We start from the raw sequence: 17,575 nt of genomic DNA, 5'->3' as shown, positions 1-17,575 counted from the left end.
GTCCTGGGCGGTGACCATCTGATGGACACCCACGTACGCACCCCCATGGCCATCTTCACGCAGCCCCAGCAGTTGGTGGTCCCGCTGTTCCAGCGCCCCTACGTCTGGGACGAGGAGAACCAGTGGGCGCCGTTGTGGCAGGACATCCGCAGGCTCGCGGAGTTCCAGCTCGCGCATCCCGGCACGCCGGCCACCCACTTCTTGGGTGCGGTGGTGATCCAGGCGTCCGAGATCCCGTACGGCGCCATGCAGGCCTGGTCGATCATCGACGGGCAGCAACGGCTCACCACGCTCCAGGTGGTGTTCGACGCGGCGGCCGCCGCCTTCGACGTGCTCGGCTTCGACCAGCTGACCGGGCAGCTCGAGGCGCTCACGCATAACCCCGGAGTGTTCCTCGCCGACGGCGACGTGGCGCTGAAGCTGCGCCACACCAACCGCGACCGGGCCGCGTTCGATGAGGTGATGCTGGCCGACCCGCCCATCACCTACGACGGGCTGCAGCACCATGCCTCGCTCCTGGTGAAGGGACACCGCTTCTTCGCCGACCAGGTCCGGACTTGGCTGACCGAGGACGAGGACAGCCCGCAGGTGCCCGAGCTCCGGGCCCGGGCCCTGACGAACGTGCTGACCCAGTCGCTGCAGGTGGTCGTCATCGACCTGCGCGCCGACGAGAACTCCCAAGAGATCTTCGAGACCCTCAACGCCCGCGGCACTCCGCTGACCGCCGCGGACCTGATCAAGAACTTCGTCTTCCAACGCCTGGCCGCCGAGAAGGTCGACACCCATCAGGCCTACCGCGAGCTGTGGCCCTTCGAGACCAAGTTCTGGGAGAAGGAGCTGAGTGTGGGCCGCACCTTGGTCTCACGCAGTTCGCTGTTCCTGAACCAGTGGCTGATCTCGAGGGTGGGGGAGGAGATCGGCCCGAAGTCCACGTTCGCGCGGTTCAAGCACCATGTGGAGCACGAGGCCGGGCGGACCATGCGCGACCTCCTCGGCGAGATCAAGGCGCAGGCCGACACCTACGAGGGATGGACGACGGCTTCCGAGGAGCCCCAGCGGGACCTGAATGTCGTCGAGATGAACGTCTACCGCTCCCGCGCCGCTGACACCGAGGTCCTCAAGCCAATCCTGCTCTGGCTGACCGGGCCGGGCTCGCCGTACTCCGCCGACACCGTCGACCGCGTCGTGGGCATGGTGGAGAGCTGGCTCGTGCGACGCCTGCTCCTGCGCTTGCCCTCTGGCGACCACGGGCGCGTGGTGGCTGACCTGATTCGAGCCCACCTGAACGTGCCGGATACCGACCTTGCCTTGCGTGTGGAGGAGTACCTGCGCCGTCAGCACGCGGAGAGCACCTATTGGCCCGGCGACGAGGAGATCAGGGCAGGCTTGGCAGGCGAGAGCGTCTACCGACGCTTCAAGCGCGGACGGCTGCGGATGCTGCTTGAGGCGGTCGAGGACGCGCTGCGCGGCTACGCCGGCCCGACCCCGTCTCGCACGGGGATGAGGGTCCCGAGGTTGGGGTTCCCGATTGAGCACCTGCTCCCGCAGAAGTGGCAGAGCCACTGGCCCGTGCCTGACCTGGCCGGGGAGGTCGACCGGGACGCTCACGTGCACCGGCTTGGCAACCTGACCCTGATCACCAGCTCTCTGAACTCCACGGTGTCCAACGGGCCTTGGGACGGAGAGAAGGGCAAGCGGGCCCAGCTCGAGAAGCACGACGTGCTGCTGATGAACCGCCGCATCCGCGACGTCTCGGCCGACGGTTGGACCGAGAAGCTGATCGACGACCGCACCGCCACCATGGTCGAGGCCCTACTGGCGACGTGGCCGGTACCAGAGGGCCACGTCGGCGCCGTCACCGGCAGGGTCGCCGGCGAGGGCGGCGACACCACCCTCAAGGACCTGGTCGTCGCCGGCATCCTGATTCCGGGGACCTTGCTCCGGGCACGCGCAGGCGCCTGGGGCCACGCCGAGTGCACCGTCATGGCGAACGGCGACCTCCAGCTCGACGGCAAGACCTACTCCAGCCCGTCCGGCGCCGGGCGCCAGATACGCAAGGGCGCCACCAACGGGTGGGTCTTCTGGGAGCTCCCCGACGGCCGCCGGCTCAAGGACCTCCGGGCGGAGCTCGCTTCCGGCACGGCGGGTGGCGGCTCCACTCCCGTGTGAGAGGAAACCGTGACGCTGACCGGCATCTGGAAGCGTCGGACGGGTCCGCACGGTCATCTGGCGTCGTCCCGGCGGGGCCGGATGTGGAGCAGCGCCCGCCGACCCGGAATCGCAATCTCCCAGCCGGCGCGGGTCGATCGCGCTTGCCCGTGATCAGACCTAGGAGGCGGCGTCTGGTTGTCCATCTGCTGTGTGCCGAAACGTTTGCTCGCGGCCTGCTTGGAGATTCCCAGCCCGGCACCAATGGCGGCCCAAGACCTGCCCTCCGCGCGCGCTGCGCACACAGTCGCCGTCTCGATTGCTCCGAGCGCTGTCCGCAGTCGGCAGATGGACTCGAGGCGGCTGAGAGGATCTGTGTCTGCCTCCACGGTCGCAGCCAGTTCTGTCAGGGGAAGTTGACCGTCATCCAAAGTTGTCGTCATGTCGGGCACGGTGCGCGATCGCCGCCGGTGGGCAATGAGACCCATCCGCTCCGGTCCGCGGGCGCCGGCGTGGGCGTGTCGCGTCCGCGCGCTCTTCACGACTTCTGGACGTCGTGGGCGTCATCGCTCTCGGGCTCGACCATCACCCACTCGCTGCCATCGGGCTCGCGTTCGCCCCTCCGGCGTGCCCGTCCGTGAGCGCCGAGGAAGTCGATCATCACCTGCACGGCGTTGCCGGCATCCCAGTGAGTCGGCGCTTCGCCCCGATGGGCAGCGTCGTTGCGGAGGTCATTGAGCCAGCGGAGCCGATCGACCGGCACTGCGAGCTCGAGGTCGGACTGCTCAGCGATCGAGATGTACCCGCCCAACGCTGTCCGCTCACTGATGCGCTCGCGTTGCCTGTCAGGCAGCCGTCCAGCCTGGTCGCGGACGAGCCGTCCGAGCGCGATCTCGAGTGCGGTCGCGGCGTCGAGAATGGCGCGCCGGGTGGCGTTGCGCCTGTGCGCCGCTCGCGCATCGCGACTGAGCACCTCCTCGAGCGGAGGCTCCCCTCCATCGCGTACGAGTCTGAGGATGGTTGACCATTCATGCGCAGTCAGCGGAAGGACAGACGACATTGCGATGGTGACGCCCAGCGCGTCGTCGTGTGGGGGCTCGACGAATGTGAGTCCTGCGCCGACCGGGTTGGCGTCGTAGACCGGATGGTTGGGGTCGAGGTCCTGCCCGGTCATGATCTCCGCCCAGGTGCGCACCTCGTTGAACCAGCCGTTGATGAACTCGGCGAGCTGATGGTCGGGGGTGAACCAGGCTCTGTGGTCGTAGGTTGGGCCGTCGACGTGAGTGATGCCTATGCGGTGAAGTGCGGTGGCCGGCTGCCGGGACTCGGGGATGTGCGCGCCGTACTCCTGCGTCCACACGACGTGCTCGCCGGCGAGCTCGGGACGCGACTCGATACCGAGCCCAAGGGGAGGGCCGCCAAGGGGCTGACGGTCTTCCGGCATCACGACGCTGAACCGCAGGTCGCCGAAGCCGGTCGGGTAGGTCATACCGAGCGCATTGGACATCACCCAGATGTGCACCGGCAGCTCAAAGACCGCACTCACGTCCATGTTTGCTCCCTCAAGTCAGGGCCTCGCGGCACTTCGACCGATGCCAACCGCATCGAGACGCTGAGCGTAGAGACCTTCGGTGCGCGGCAACCGATGACCAGCGCCGACCACGATCCCTGGAACGAGAGACATCGCGTTGGCCGAGTCCTAGCCTTGCGCGGAGCCTCGCGCTCCGCGCATCCCTAGAACAACATCGGGTTGCCGAACTCGTTCAGCAGGCGCCTCGGGTCCCGCAGATGGTCTGGGTACGCGTCTATCTGCCATTTCGTCATCGACCCGCTGTTGCTGTCCGCCCCGAGCATGTGGACCAGTGACTGCAGGGAGGACCGACCGCCGGGGTTGACGGCATGGTGCATCCACGTCAGGAACTGGGCGATCGGGAGGCCCGGGCGGATCGCGTCTGCTGAGTACCTCACCATGGCCGAGGTCGGTCCTCCCAACGGGTGTCCGACGCCCTCGAAGACAACAGACGTGCGCATCATCGACACGAATCCCCGGGTCGCCACGAGGATCCCGTCCAGTTCTTCCCGCGGACTCGTCACGAGAGGCTCTGCTTGGCCGTGCGCGCGCCGCTCGTACAGATCTTGCAGCGCGCCAGGGAAGTCGGGTGCCTTGCGCAGCGCCTCCGTGGCGCCATGGGCCAGTAGACCGAACGGGAACGGCCCCGATACCGACTCCTTGACGCAGCTGGTGGGGCGCCACACCGCCTGCAGGATGGCCTTCTTCTGTCCGATGGCTTCGTCGATGTGTTCCGGTTTCAAGGTCAGCTTTGACGAGAACGCGGCTGCGACGCCGCTCACTAGGACAGAGGACTCCTCCCGCAGTGCTGTGGGGTAGTCCGGCTTCAGCACGATGATGTCGACCTCGTTCGTCTCACCGCCCGGGCCAACGATGTACTTCCGGGTGACGACCGGCCACCCGGGTCCCCACGTGGTCAGCATTGAAGACCACGTCGCCTCGCCGATGTGACCGGCGTGGTTCGGGTCCCTTTCCCGGGCGATCCGGCGAGCCCGCTCGTACGCGTCAGCCGCGTTTGCGGCTAGGCCGTCCAGCAACGCGTAGAACCGATCTGCCACTGCCCGCTCCCCAACTCATGCCCAGTCGTGCGGCCGATCCGCCGCGGATGCCGGACCAAACCCTGCCAGCCCCGCTCGTCGCCGCCCCAACCGACCCAACCGCATGTCGACGGCCGGTTGCCGCCCACGGGCATCAGCCTTCGTCCGCGCTGCAAACGAGTACCGGATGACAGGGCGGCTGCTCTGGTGCCGTCACGCAACCTCGTCGGTCGAGCGCGACGCCGTCGCCCCCGGAACCCGCGAGACCTCCCACGGCAGCTTCTCGGACATCTCCCGGGCCAGGTCGCCCTCGCCAGCGAGGGGCGCCTGGTACTGGTCGGTCGTCGTGGAGGGCTTTTCGTGGCCGAGCTGCTGCTGCACGTACGTGACGCTGAAGCCCAGGCCGCCCTGGTCCTTGGAGGCCAGGCCGTACGAGGCGAAGGCGTGACGGAGCCAGTGGAAGGTCCAGTCCCACGACTCGGGGTCGCCGTCGCCGTGGGCCTTCTCGTGCGCGTCCTCGTTGAAGAGCGCGACGGCGTCCTGGTTGATGAGCCGGTTCACCCGGTCGGCCCAGCGCTTGACCGGCCTGTCCGGAGGGAACAGCCAGCCGGCGTGATCTCCGGTGTGGGTGGCCGCCTGCTCGACCAGGCGGCGCAAGACCCACTCATACGCGGCCCAGATTCGCACTGTCCGGGACTTGCCGCCCTTGGGAGGCGCCACTGCAGGCCAGGCTTGGTACCGATTGAGCTGCTGCACGACCCGGATCTGACCGGTCGCCAGGTCGATGTGCTCGATCCGGAGGCCGAGGCACTCGGTGAAGCGCAGCCCGCTCGCGAACGCCAGGAGCACCAGCAGGAACCCGTAGCCGGGGAAGACCCGCTCGGCGACCTGCGCGTAGCGGTGGACCGTGGCCGGGGCGGGACAGTGCTCCGTGCCGATCTGCTCCTGGTCCGCGGCCTCGGGTGCCTTCTTGGCCAGCCTGGCCACGATTTTGCCGCGCCGGTCGCCCGAGACCCCGAACGGGTCGCGGTCGCCGAAGTAGTTCCGGTCCTCGGCGTAGGTGAGCAGCGCGCCCAGGGTGCGCGACACCGCGCGCATCGTCTGCTTCGTGGCGCCGTCGGACAGCATCTCCTCGAAGATCCGGGTCCAGTGGCTGACGTCGAGGTCGCCGCAGCTGACGTCGGCCACCTCCTCGGGCATGTGGCAGTTCCAGTTCGAGCGGTACTGGTCCGTGGTGCCCTGCGGGGTCTGCGTGTCCCGGAGGTACTTCACGTAGCGGAGCCAGACCTCGCCCAGCGCCACGTGGCTGAGCGGGCCGCGAGCCCGGTGGCGGTCGATCTCGGCGTACTTCTCCTCGGCGAACGCGCACGCCTCCTCGCCGATCTTCTTGCGCTTCATCTTCCGTTCGCCCACGCCGGGGACGCCGCTGGGCCACCAGGCGACGCGGCCGTCCTTGAAGACCTTGACGGGGTCGTCGTCGCGGCGGCGAGCGAGCTTCTTCTTGGCGGCGGGTCGCTTGCGCTCAGGCACTGTACTTACCCGCCCTGTGCGTGGTGCGCTTGGCGGCCTGCTTGGACTTGGAGGCAGTGGACTTGGCGGGGGTCTCCGCGTGCGCGTCGCCGGTGCGCGGCTTCCCCGCCTGGGCGCTGAGGAAGGCGTGGATGTCGTAGAGCATCCACACCGGGATCGAGTTCAGCCAGCAGGGCTTCGGTAGCTTGCCGGCCCTCAGGAGGTTGTCCACGGTCTTCTCGCAGACGCCGAGCTCGATGGCGAGGTCGCGCTTCTGGAGGACGCGATTCGGGTAGTGGTTACAGCAGTGGCTCTGGGCCATGTTCTGGTCGGTCATGCGCTGGACCGGTGCGGTGCAGTCCCGATCTCGGCAATCCCCGCACGAACCAGGTCGAACCAGTCGGCACCAGCGGGGAATTGCTATGTGACGCTGTGTGACACCTAAGCGCCGAAAGCGCAGGTCAGCGGGGGTGCGCGGGGGGTGCTGCCAAGACCACCCAGATCTACGAGGGCACCAACCAGGTCCAGCGGATCGTGATGGCCCGCCAGCTGCTCGCGGGGATCCAGTCCGAGCTCTGAACGATCAGCTCCGGGAGGCGCCGTAGCCGAGGAGCGCGGCCAGGCCGAGGGCGCTGCGCGGCGCGTACGCCGAGCGCCACAGCCCGCCGTGCACCGCGCCGTACGCCTCGTCCTGCCAGGGGTGTGCGTGGGCGGGGCCGCCTCCGGTGTGCAGGTCGTGCACGAGCAGGGCGGCCATCAGCACGTTGGCGGTGGCGGGCTCGAAGACCTCGACACCGAACCGGTGGGCCCCGGCGTACGCCGCGGCGAGGGCGCGGTTCTTGACGACCGAGCGCGTGCGGGTGGGAGGTGCGACGTTCAGCGAGACCGTCGCGCCCGCGTCGCGGGCGACCGCCCCACGCCAGCGCTGCAGCCGCTTGGCCAGCGCGTAGTTGGGGCCCTGCTGGGGGACCAGGCTGTCGTTGATGCCGGGGTCGGCGTCACGGACGTACGCGCGTCGCAGCAGCCGACCCGCGCTGGCAGCACGCAGCGGCCGGCCGAGCAGCCTGGCGGTGCCGGACCGCTGCTCGTAGTTGCGGGTGGCCTGCTCCACGGCCTCGCGAGGGACGGCGAACACGTCGGTCGGGGTGGCGAGGAACGCCAACGCGAGGTCGTCGCGGACGTCCTGCAGGCGCGTGGTGAGCGCGTCGACCGCCACTGACAGGCGGACGTTCGTGGCGCCGTCGGCGTACACGTAGTTGCCGAGGACCAGCGGGCCGGGCATGTCGCCGAGCCAGCCGGCCACGGCGGGTACGTCGGCGACCAGGTCGGCACCGGCCCGTCGCTCGAGCTCCTCCGACCCGCCCGGTCGGGCGGGAACCAGCAGCGTCCCGGCTCCTGCCGCCGCTGTGTGCGTGAGGCGATCCCAGAGCTCGGGCCGCGGCAGGTCCACGGCGGCCACCCGCGCGCCCCAGCGGAGCAGGGCCTGCAGCGGCCCCATCTCGGCGGCGGCCCCGAGCACGGCCACCGTGCGGCCGTCCAGACGCAGCCACTCGGGGTTCGCCATGACTGCTCGCACGGCGTCGGCGGCGGACGGCTCGAGCACCCCCTCCGTGACCCACGCGTCGAGACGGGTGCGCAGCGCGTCGCCCCGCAGCCGCTGCCCGTGGAAGGGCAGCGACAGCTCCCGCTCCGGCGTACCGGTCCCGGTCACCGCCACCGTCTCGAGGCACTGCTGCGGATCCGATGCCGCCCATTCCTCGAGCCGGCGCTCGTCTCCGGAGCCGTCGACGACCGCCATCCGGGAACGGAGCGCGGCGAGCCCCGCGGTGGCGATGCCGAGGCTGGCATCCTTCGACGCCAGCCCCGCTTCCACGAGGCGGCGGAAGTGCAGGAGATAGCCCGAGCGCCAGTTGGTCTCCTGCTCGGCCTGGAGCGCACCCGTGGGGTCGGAGGCGCGGAGCGCGTCGGCGACCACTGCGCGGCCCACGGCCGTGGTGCTGCGCCGGCCGTCGCCGGACAGCGGGAAGACGACTCCGTGCTGGTCGGGGCTCATGGGCCCATCATGTCCGGGCCCGCCCGTGCTGCGCATCCCGGACTTCCGGCCGCCAGCCAAGGCCTTCGGCCCTTGCTGGATGCCGACCCGTGGCGCAAGCATCGATTGAGGGGCCACCGGAAGGAGGCCGACCATTCAGAGCAGTCAGGTGTCGGTGGACCGGCATCAAGCCGTCAGGCAGTACTCCCTCGTCCAGATCCTCGGGGTCTGGGCAGCAGCGGCCGTCCCGATGGGTGTCCTGGCCTGGATCGTCACTCCGTGGCTCGAGGACCAGCTCGGGGGCGACGAACCATTGGCCGAAGCGCTGCTGATCTGCCTCACCGCCGGGCTCATCTGGCAGTTCGTCCTGGTTCTGATCCTCCTCCGGCGGGAGCTCGGGGGACTGGAATGGTCGCGCGTGCGCGACGCGCTGTGGCTGCGACCACCCCAGGATCCGAAGACCGGACGCGTGGGCGGCAAGGTCTGGTGGTGGGCGCTCCTCTTCGTCGTGCTCGTCGCCGTCTGGCAGCTGGGCACCGGGGGGCTCGTCCCGGGTCCCTCGGTCAGGAACCTGGGCGACTTCCTCGGCTCTGACCGCGGCGAGGCCTTCTTCAGCGGAGCATGGGGCTGGTTCGCCGTGGTCGTGGTGTTCGTCATCTTCAACACCGTGCTCGGTGAGGAGCTGCTCTTCCGCGGATTGCTGCTCCCGCGCATGCAAGCCGTCTTCGGGAAGCGCGACTGGGTCGCCAACGGCCTCCTGTTCACGCTGTACCACCTGCACCAGCCGTGGAGCATGCCGACCACGCTCGTGGAGGGCATCTTCCTCGAGGCCCATCCCTCGCGGCGGTTCCAGAGCGCGTGGATGGGGATCATCGTGCACTCGGTCCAGAGCGTCTTCGTCGTCATCGTCGTGCTCACCCTCGTGCTCTAGCCGGCGGGCTCTGACCTGCGCATTTGCTGGCAGCAGGCTCGGAGAAGGGCGGTCTGCCTCCCCGGAAGTGCCCTCGGGCGAGGGACCTTCGCCTGAGCGGATATGCCTCAAATCGATAGCGTCCTGGTCGGCTCGGCTGACCTAGGGTCGAGCGATGGCCGACAGCAACCTCGAGCACTTTCGGTTCGAGCCGACCGTGTTCGGTGCCGTTCGCCGTCACAGCGCCATGGTGGTGGCGGTGGTGCTCGCCACCGTCGCGGTGGCGGTCGGTCTCACGCTGGCGCAGCCGGAAGCTTTCCGTGCCCAGGCAACAGTCACGGTGCCGCAGCCGTTGTCCGCGGCGGACCAGGCCAGCGACCAGTACCTCGACAGCCAGGTCCTGCTGCTGCAGTCCCCGGATGTCGCCGAACGCGCCGCCGACATCGCCAACCGCTCCCTCGGTCGGCAGGTGTTGACCAAGGGTGACTTCAAGGGTGAGGGCGCATCGCTGGAGATCATCCCGCCCGCGGCGACCATCGCCGGCGCGTACGGCGCCAACATCGTCACCGTGGCCTTCATCTGGCCGGACGCCGAGGTCGCGCAGGAGGGCGCCAACGCCGTGCTCCGGGCTTTCGACGAGGCGCGAGCCGACAGCATCATGACCCAGGGCGAGGCCACCGTCGCCGGCATCGAGAAGGCCATCAAGGACGCGCGGACCCGGGGGCAGCTCACCGACCTCCTCGACCAACGGACCGAGGCGCTGGTCACCCAGCAGATGGACCTGGCGCGGCACCCGGTGGTCGCCTGGGCCGCCGAGCCCCAGGTTCCGGTGAACGGCAACGTCAAGAAGTCCGGTGTCACAGGTCTGCTGATCGGCACCGTCCTCGGCGCCGGCCTGGCGTTCGCCCGGGCGAGTCGCCGCAGGTGCTTCGACGACGAGCTCCAGCCCGCGGCGCTCTACGACGCTCCGCTGCTCGGCGGGGTCCCGGCGTCCTCGAGGAGCTCGGCCTCGCCGGGTCTCGCCGGGGTGCCCGGCCGGTTGGCGATGACCGACGCCCCGCGTTCCGCCGACGCCGAGGCGTTCCGGTTCACTGCCGGATCCGTCCAGCGCATTCGCGCCGAGCACGGCAAGAGGCTGTCGTTGGCCTTCGTGTCGACGGTGGCGGACCCGGCAAGGAGCGCCGTCGTGGCCAACCTGGCCCTCGCCGTCGCGGAGAGCGGGGCCCGGGTGCTCGCGGTGGACGCGGATGCCTCCCGCGGCGAGCTCACCGACCTGCTGCTGCCCGACCGCGCGAGCACGGACGGCTTCGAGCAGGTGCTCGCCGGGACCCGAAGCCTGACCGAGTGCATCGAGCACAGCCCGCTCCACCCGAAGGTGGCCGTCCTGCCCTCGGGCGCGCCGACGGCGCAGACGGTGACCGGCGCCGCCTACCTCAGCGCGGTGAGGCAGGTGCTCGGCAAAGGCAAGGCGGGGTACGAGGTCGTGCTGGTCGACAGCCCCGCCCTGCTGGAGGTCGCCGTCGCCACCGAGCTCGTCGATGCCTGCGAAGCGGTGGTGGTCGTCATGGGCCCCCATGAGCCGCTGCGGGAACATCTCGACCTCCTGGGGCGTCTCGACCTGATCGAGGCAAGTCCCGTCGGCTACATCTACCGTCGGGAGCCGGCCCGGTCCGGTCTCGGACGCCTGCAGGACCTGGTGTCCCGCAGCACGGGCCGGTTCGATCGCCCGCGGGACTGGCTGGTCCGTGCGAAGGGCTGGCTGGGCCGTCCGTCACCGGCGCCTGAGGTGCGTCGCTAGCCCGTGTCCGGACGCCTGCTCGTCCTCTACGCCGGGTTGATCGGTCCGCTCCTCGGCGGCTACCTGATGTTCGACAAGGCCTTCGCCTACCTCCACCTCCCCGGGGCCCCACTCTTCGTCGGCGAGATGGTGCTGGCCGTGGGGGCACTTGCAGTGCTCACCGTGACCGGCTACCTGCGCGTGCCGCTGCGTGACGAGCCGCTGCTCGCGCTGCTCGGCGCGTTCGTCCTCTGGGGGCTGATCCGGGCCCTCCCGGGACTCGGCGCCTACGGGATGGACGCCGTGCGGGACTCGGCCCTCTGGTACTACTGCGGCTTCGCGTTCCTCGCCGTCGCCGCGACGGCGAGGTCGCCCGGCCTTCCCGAGCGCCTGGTCGTCCAGCTCGGTCGGTTGATCCCCTGGCTGCTGGTCTGGCTGCCGATCGGTCTGCTCCTGGCGCCGCTGGCCGGGCAGGCACCCGTCGTTCCGTTCTCCACCGTGTCGGTCCTGGAGCACAAGCCGGGGAACGCGGCGATCGCCGCCGTCCTCGCGCTCGGCTGCCTGTGGCTGTTCCCCGAGGGACGCAGCGTCCGGCGTCGGGCGGCGTGGAGCTTCCTGGCGTTCCTGGTCATCGCGCTCGCCGCGACCCAGAACCGTGGCGGCCTGCTCGGTGTCTCGGCGGGTGCGATGGTCGGGCTGGTGTTCGTCCGGGAGCGGCTGCGGCTGATCGTTCCTGCGGTCGTGGCTCTCGTCCTCGGCCTCGGCCTGGCCACCCTGTTGTCCGTGCAGGTCCCGTTCTCAGGAGTCCAGGGGCGAGAGTTCTCGGCGTCCCAGCTGGTCGCCAACGTGGCCAGCCTGGGAGGCAAGGAGTCGCCCGGCAACCTGGGCGGCACGGTGCAGGGTCGTGAGGAGCTCTGGTCGAAGATCCTCGACAAGCAGGTGAGCGACGGTCTCCTCGTCGACGGCTCCGGGTTCGGTCCGAACCTCGCCGCGGACGTGGGCGTGTACGACGCCGGCGAGGACTCCCTGCGCAGCCCCCACAACTCGCACCTCCACGTCCTGGCCCGGATGGGGCTGGTGGGCTTCTCGCTCTGGATCGCGCTGTGGCTGGGCTGGTACCGACGCCTCGTCACGGGCTGTCGACGCCTGGAGCGGCAGGGGCTGCACGCGCGCAGCCGGATCGCCGTGCTGTGCCTGACGCTGACGACCAGCATCCTGGTGTCCTCGATCTTCGACCCCCAGCTGGAGGGACCGCAGGTGGCGGTCCTGCTCTGGACCACGTTCGGGATCGGCGTGGCGGTGACCAGCGTCCGGGCCTGGGCCGAGGTTCCGGCCACCCCTGAGGCCACTGAGGCCACTGCGGCCCCGGTGTCGCCGGTGTCGTCGGCACGATCGCGCGACGCGCCGTGACGGCGAGGTCGCGCGGCTCCGCGTGGGCCGTGGCCGTCTCGATGCTGGGGGTGCTCCTGCTCGTGCTGACCCAGGGCGACCCGCACGGCCGGCCCGCGGAGCCCGGGGCGCCCACACCTGCGGCGACCGAGCCGGGACTCACCGGCCAGCTCGGCCCGGTCCCGCGGACCTGTGACGGCGTCGTGATCGACGCGAGCGTCGACGCCCAGGCGGTCATCGACGCGCACCCGCCCGGCACGACGTTCTGCCTGTCCGCCGGTACCCACCGGGTGGACACCCCCCTCGTGCCCGAGCGCGGGGACGCCCTGGTCGGGGACCGGGGCGCGGTGCTGAGCGGCTCGAGGGTCCTCACCGGCTGGCGCCGGGAGGGCCGCGTCTGGACGACGCAGGGGTTCCTGCCCCCGAGCCCCGGTGACCACGGGGAGTGCCGGGCGTCCGTGCCGACCTGCGCAGCCACCGAGGACGTCTTCCGCGACAAGCGGCGGCTCGAGCGCGTGGCCTCCCGGGCCGCGGTCGCCGGCGGCGACGTGTACGCCGACTACCGAACCGGCACGATCTCGATCGGCGACGACCCCCGGGGTCACCTGGTGGAGCAGGCCGTCGCCCCCGCCCTGGTCCGCGCGGTCGTCGACGACGTCACGGTGGCGAACCTCGTCCTGGAGGAAGCCGCCAACGAGGCGCAGGTGGCCGCGATCGAGAACCGCCGGGTCGGCCGGGGGACGGACGCCGGCTCCGGCTGGCGGATCGTCCACAACGAGGTGCGCCTCAACCACGGGGTCGGCGTCGGCTTCGGGAACGACACCGTCCTGCGGGGCAACCGCATCGACCACCAGGGGCAGCTGGGCTTCGGGGCCTGGGGCGCCGGCTCGGTCGTCAGCAACAACGAGATCTCCTTCAACGGCACCGCCGGCTACTCCGCCGACTGGGAGGCGGGGGGCAGCAAGCTCTGGATGACCGAGCGCCTGAGGCTCGCCCACAACCACGTGCACGACAACAGCGGCCCCGGGCTCTGGGCCGACGGCGGCAACATGGACACGACCTACGCCTGGAACGAGATCGCCGACAACCGGGGCGCGGGCATCCAGCACGAGATCAGCTACGACGCCACGATCGCCCACAACGAGATCACCGGGAACGGCCGGAGGCACAAGGGGTGGGCCTGGGACGCCGGCATCCAGATCCAGTCCTCCGGCGGGACCGGCCTCATCGAGGTCGCGCACAACACCCTCGCGGGCAATGCCAACGGGATCGTGCTGCTCGACAGTGGTCACCGGGCCCGGGAGGCGCCGACGCCCCACGGCCCCCACGTCGTGCGGAACGTGTGGGTCCGCGGCAACACCGTCACCATGCGCGGCGGTCAGACCACCGGCGCGGTCCAGGACACGGGTGCACCGGGCATCTTCACGACCGGGCACAACCGCTTCGAGGGCAACACCTACCACCTCGACTCCCTGACGGAGCCTCACTTCTCCTGGGGTGACGAGGACCTGGGCTGGTGGTCGTGGCGCGGTCTCGGGAACGACCACGACGGCACGGGCAGGGCCGAGGTGCTGGGCCCCGGAGCGCGTTCGTGACCGGTCACCTGAGCCGGGCGGCGACGACGGTGACGTCGTCCTGCAACGACTCGTCGGCCAGCGCCGCGAGCCCGGCGACCAGCTCGTCGAGCGGCCGGTCCCGCATCTCCGCGGCCCGCACGCGCAGGCGCGCGATGCCCCAGTCGAGGTCGTAGGTGCGGGACTCGACGACGCCGTCGGTCACCATCACGATCAGCGCACCCGGCTCGAGCCGTCCGGTCACCACCCCGCGGTCCAGGCGCCGCACGACGCCCAGCGGGACGCCCGAGCCCGCTCCGAGCGCCTCGGTCTCCCCGTCCGGATGCACCACGACGACCGGCATGTGGCCGGCGTTGCACACGGTGAGCGCTCCCGTCCTCGGGTCCACGAGGACCGCGGCGGCCGTCACGAACTGGTCGGGCGCGTCGCGGTTCATCATCTCGTCGGCCGCGGCGAGCACCGCTCGGGGAGACGGGTCGACGGTGAGCAGGCCGCGGATTCCGGCCCGGACCCGGATCATCGTGGTCGCCGCCCCCACGCCCCGGCCCATCACGTCGCCGACGATGAGGGCCAGCGTCCCGGAGGCGGTGCGCACGGCGTCGTACCAGTCCCCGCCCACGTGCTCGAGGGCATCACCACCCGGGGCGTAGTGCACCGCGAGCTCGAACCGGTCCAGCTCCGGCAGCGGACTCGCCGCCAGGCTGGACTGCAGCTGCTCGGCGATGTCGGAGGTCCGGGCCTGCAGGGCGGCGCGCTGCGCGGCGATGGCGCACTGCGCGGCCAGGGTGTCGAGCAGCTGGACGTCCTCACGGGACAGCGGAGCCGGGGAACCGGCCACGAGCGCGTCGCCGCCGGTGACCGAGGCCAGCCCGTCGGGGACCCGGAGCTCGACCCCCGGCGGCAGGATCCGGGCCACCCGTCCGAGGCTCGCGGCGAGCACCGCCTCGACCTCCTCGACCGTCCAGGCCCTGAAGAAGTCCGCCGTCACCTCCTGCAGCAGCAGGGCCCGCGCAGCCGCGGCCGCCTCGCGCTCCTGGACCAGCACCCGGTCGGTGACGTCGCGCACGCAGCCGATCGTCCCGGAGGGGTTGCCCTGCTCGTCGGTGGTGACCCGGCCGTGCGCCTCGATCCACCGCAGCGTGCCGTCGGGCCAGAACATCCGGTTGCGCAGGACGTACGACGACCGCTTCTCCATGGCGTCCTGGACGATCGCCATCACCTCGTCGTGGTCCTCCGGGTGCACGGTCGCCTCCCAGGCCTCGAAGGTGCCGTCGAAACCGCCGGGTGGCATGCCGTAGATGGCCTCCAGCTGTTCGTCCCACACCGTGACGCCGGTGGCCATGTCCCACTGCCAGCTGCCGAGCTGGGCGGCCTCGTGCGCCAGCCGCAGGCGTTGCTCGCTCGCGGTCGCCTGGGCCTCGGCCTCGCGGATGTCGGTCATGTCCTCGGCGACGACCACGGCGCCGACCACGTCGTCCTCACCGTCCCGCACCGGGGTCGCGGAGACCGCGGCGAGGAACGTGTCGCCGCGCGGCCGCCTGACGGTCAGGTCACCGCGCCACGTCGCGCCCGCGAGGACCACGCCGAGGTCGAAGGACGTCCTCGCGTCCGGGTCCGGGGCCAGGAGCTCCAGGACGTTGCGTCCGAGCAGGCCCACGTCCTCGCTGGCGTAGGTCTCGGTGGCCGCCTCGTTGACGAACGTGATGACTCCCTCACGGTCGGTCGCCACCACTGCGAGCCGGATGGCGTGCAGCAGCTGCAGCTCGTCGATGTAGCGCTGCACATCGTCACCTCCGGCTCCGCCGCGGCTGGTCCCGCTGGGTCGGCCCATTGTGCCTGCCACGAGGTCCCCAGGGGCAGATCCTTTCGGCACCTGCTCGTAACGTCGCGAGCATGGGAGAGACCATCGAGATCCAGACGTCCGACGGCCCGGCCGAGGCCTACCTGGCCCGCCCCGACGACAGCCCCCGTCCGGGGGTGCTCTTCTACATGGATGCCTTCGGGCTCCGCCCCCGGATCGAGGAGATGGTCGAGCGCATCGCCTCCTGGGGGTACGTCGTGCTGGCGCCCCACGTCTTCCACCGCGACGGTCGGGTCGCGGACCTCGCACCGACGGGGGACCTGACCGTCGCCGAGAACCGCGAGAAGTTCTTCGCCGCGGGTGCGATGGCCCGGGTCGGGGCGCTCACCCCCGACCGGTCCGACCCCGACAGCCGGCTGTGGGTCGACACGCTGCTCGAGCACGCACGGGCCCCGATCGGGGTCACCGGCTACTGCATGGGCGCCCGCCTGGCCACCCGGACCGCCGGCCTGCGGCCCGACGTGGTCGCCGCGGTCGGTGGGTTCCACGGCGGCGGCCTGGTCGTCGACGGTCCCGACAGCCCGCACCACCAGATCGCGCACGCCCGGGCGGAGTTCGTCTACGGCCACGCCGACGGCGACCGATCGATGCCGCCGCAGGCCGTCGAGGCGCTCGGGCAGGCCCTGGAGGAGGCGGGGCTGCGGTACACCAACGAGGTCTACCCGGGGGCCCGGCACGGCTACACGATGGCCGACACCGCGCCGTACGACGAGGCCGCGACCGAGCGCCACTTCGCGGCCCTGCGGGGTCTGTTCGAGCGCACCCTCTAAAAACTTCCGGCTCCGGGGCATGGGCCGTGCGGCCGGGGGTACGACGCTGCCACGGGCCTGGTGCCGGAGTCGTTCCCGAGGGGGACGGCATCGACTCCCGGGCCCGGCCAACGTCGGTTCCGAGGTCGCTGCGGTGGTCGCCCCTGCCGCCCGTGCGTATAGTCGCGACCGTGCTGGACCTCCAACCGTCGTGCCCCGAGAGGCGCCCGTGACGAGCCGGGACGCCGCAGCGACCCCGAGGCTCCCCGAATGACCCGCCCCTCACCTGCACTCAGCAGGGATGCCGCGTTCGACGCCCTGATCTCGCCCACGGTCATGCTGGACACCGACTTCGTCATCCGGGCCGCGAACCCGGCGTACCTGCGCGCCACCGATCGCACGCCTGACGAGCTGCTGTCGATCAACCTCTTCGAGGCCTTCCCCGACAACCCCGAGGTGGGCGGCGCCCCCGCCTTCGCGGCGTCGTTCGAGCGGGTGCTCCGCGACCGGCGTCCCGAGCACCTGATCGTGCAGCGCTACGACCTGATCGAGCGGGCAGGCGAGCCCCGCTACCGCACCAGGCACTGGGCCCCGGCCTGCGCGCCGGTCCACGACGGCGACCGGGTCGTGGGGATCCTGATGCACGTCGACGACGTCAGCGACCTGACCCCGGAGGCGCTCAGGTCGCTGGAGAAGCGGCGGGACCGGGAGCTGCGCCTGCGGGCGGCCGCGCGTGACGAGGAGGCGGAGGCACGCTCGATGCTGATCGCCGTCAACGACTTCAACGCGATGGCCGAGGAGATCGCGCAGCTGCGCGAGGCGCTGAGCTCGCGCTCGACGATCGACCAGGCCAAGGGTCTGGTCATGGCCGAGCGTCGGTGCACCCCGGACGAGGCCTTCAGGCACCTCGTGAAGCTCTCCAACGACACCAACGTCCGCGTCGCGGACGTGGCGGCCGCGCTCGTCTACCGGGCGCAGGGCGGCGCGTCCGGTAACCGGTCCTGATCGGCCCGACCGGG

13 protein-coding genes are annotated in these 17,575 nt (G+C 70.9%); 7 read left to right on the top strand and 6 right to left on the bottom strand.

The features are described from left to right. Positions 1 to 45 precede the first annotated feature (45 nt). On the top strand, positions 46 to 2,169 hold the full coding sequence (locus tag ABD268_RS00235) for a GmrSD restriction endonuclease domain-containing protein (RefSeq protein ID WP_344145792.1): 2,124 nt from the start codon (positions 46 to 48) through the stop codon (positions 2,167 to 2,169). 517 nt (positions 2,170 to 2,686) lie between these two features. Here ABD268_RS00235 and ABD268_RS00230 read toward each other — a convergent pair. From ABD268_RS00230 to ABD268_RS00210, 5 genes are all read right to left on the bottom strand, one after another. After that, entirely contained in the window at positions 2,687 to 3,700 is a 1,014-nt protein-coding gene (locus ABD268_RS00230) for a hypothetical protein (protein ID WP_344145789.1), read from the bottom strand. A gap of 182 nt (positions 3,701 to 3,882) precedes the next feature. After that, complete coding sequence (locus ABD268_RS00225; protein ID WP_344145786.1) at positions 3,883 to 4,776, bottom strand: DUF6602 domain-containing protein; 894 nt, start codon at positions 4,774 to 4,776, stop codon at positions 3,883 to 3,885. 192 nt (positions 4,777 to 4,968) lie between these two features. Further along, positions 4,969 to 6,285 (bottom strand): tyrosine-type recombinase/integrase, encoded by a 1,317-nt coding sequence (locus ABD268_RS00220; RefSeq protein ID WP_344145783.1) that lies wholly within the window; start codon positions 6,283 to 6,285, stop codon positions 4,969 to 4,971. Further along, on the bottom strand, positions 6,278 to 6,601 hold the full coding sequence (locus ABD268_RS00215; protein ID WP_344145780.1) for a helix-turn-helix transcriptional regulator: 324 nt from the start codon (positions 6,599 to 6,601) through the stop codon (positions 6,278 to 6,280). Before ABD268_RS00215 ends, ABD268_RS00220 begins: the two co-directional genes overlap by 8 nt. A 246-nt stretch (positions 6,602 to 6,847) precedes the next feature. After that, positions 6,848 to 8,317 (bottom strand): hypothetical protein, encoded by a 1,470-nt coding sequence (locus ABD268_RS00210; RefSeq protein ID WP_344145777.1) that lies wholly within the window; start codon positions 8,315 to 8,317, stop codon positions 6,848 to 6,850. A 154-nt stretch (positions 8,318 to 8,471) separates the two neighbouring features. On the opposite strand from ABD268_RS00210, the gene ABD268_RS00205 reads away from it, so the two are divergent. The 4 genes from ABD268_RS00205 to ABD268_RS00190 all read left to right on the top strand — a co-directional run bounded on the left by ABD268_RS00205 (position 8,472) and on the right by ABD268_RS00190 (position 13,967). Further along, on the top strand, positions 8,472 to 9,227 hold the full coding sequence (locus tag ABD268_RS00205) for a CPBP family intramembrane glutamic endopeptidase (RefSeq protein ID WP_344145774.1): 756 nt from the start codon (positions 8,472 to 8,474) through the stop codon (positions 9,225 to 9,227). A gap of 154 nt (positions 9,228 to 9,381) precedes the next feature. Continuing rightward, the gene (locus tag ABD268_RS00200) at positions 9,382 to 11,004 is read left to right on the top strand and encodes a Wzz/FepE/Etk N-terminal domain-containing protein (protein WP_344145771.1); all 1,623 of its coding nucleotides are present in this window, start codon (positions 9,382 to 9,384) and stop codon (positions 11,002 to 11,004) included. A gap of 3 nt (positions 11,005 to 11,007) precedes the next feature. Beyond that, the gene (locus tag ABD268_RS00195; RefSeq protein WP_344145768.1) at positions 11,008 to 12,393 is read left to right on the top strand and encodes an O-antigen ligase family protein; all 1,386 of its coding nucleotides are present in this window, start codon (positions 11,008 to 11,010) and stop codon (positions 12,391 to 12,393) included. After that, the gene (locus tag ABD268_RS00190; RefSeq protein ID WP_344145765.1) at positions 12,390 to 13,967 is read left to right on the top strand and encodes a right-handed parallel beta-helix repeat-containing protein; all 1,578 of its coding nucleotides are present in this window, start codon (positions 12,390 to 12,392) and stop codon (positions 13,965 to 13,967) included. Before ABD268_RS00195 ends, ABD268_RS00190 begins: the two co-directional genes overlap by 4 nt. A 4-nt stretch (positions 13,968 to 13,971) precedes the next feature. Here the strand turns inward: ABD268_RS00190 and ABD268_RS00185 are convergent, their stop codons facing one another. After that, the gene (locus ABD268_RS00185) at positions 13,972 to 15,729 is read right to left on the bottom strand and encodes a SpoIIE family protein phosphatase (protein ID WP_344145762.1); all 1,758 of its coding nucleotides are present in this window, start codon (positions 15,727 to 15,729) and stop codon (positions 13,972 to 13,974) included. A gap of 110 nt (positions 15,730 to 15,839) precedes the next feature. Here ABD268_RS00185 and ABD268_RS00180 point away from each other — a divergent pair, with 110 nt between their 5' ends. Then, on the top strand, positions 15,840 to 16,577 hold the full coding sequence (locus ABD268_RS00180) for a dienelactone hydrolase family protein (protein WP_344145759.1): 738 nt from the start codon (positions 15,840 to 15,842) through the stop codon (positions 16,575 to 16,577). Between the two features lie 249 nt (positions 16,578 to 16,826). Further along, complete coding sequence (locus ABD268_RS00175) at positions 16,827 to 17,561, top strand: ANTAR domain-containing protein (RefSeq protein WP_344145756.1); 735 nt, start codon at positions 16,827 to 16,829, stop codon at positions 17,559 to 17,561. Positions 17,562 to 17,575: the final 14 nt, after the last annotated feature.

The organism is Nocardioides koreensis, assembly GCF_039531775.1.
GTDB classification, from domain to species: Bacteria; Actinomycetota; Actinomycetes; order Propionibacteriales; family Nocardioidaceae; genus Nocardioides; species Nocardioides koreensis.
Note: the sequence above shows the minus strand (reverse complement) of the source record. Positions and strands in the feature narration are given on the sequence as shown.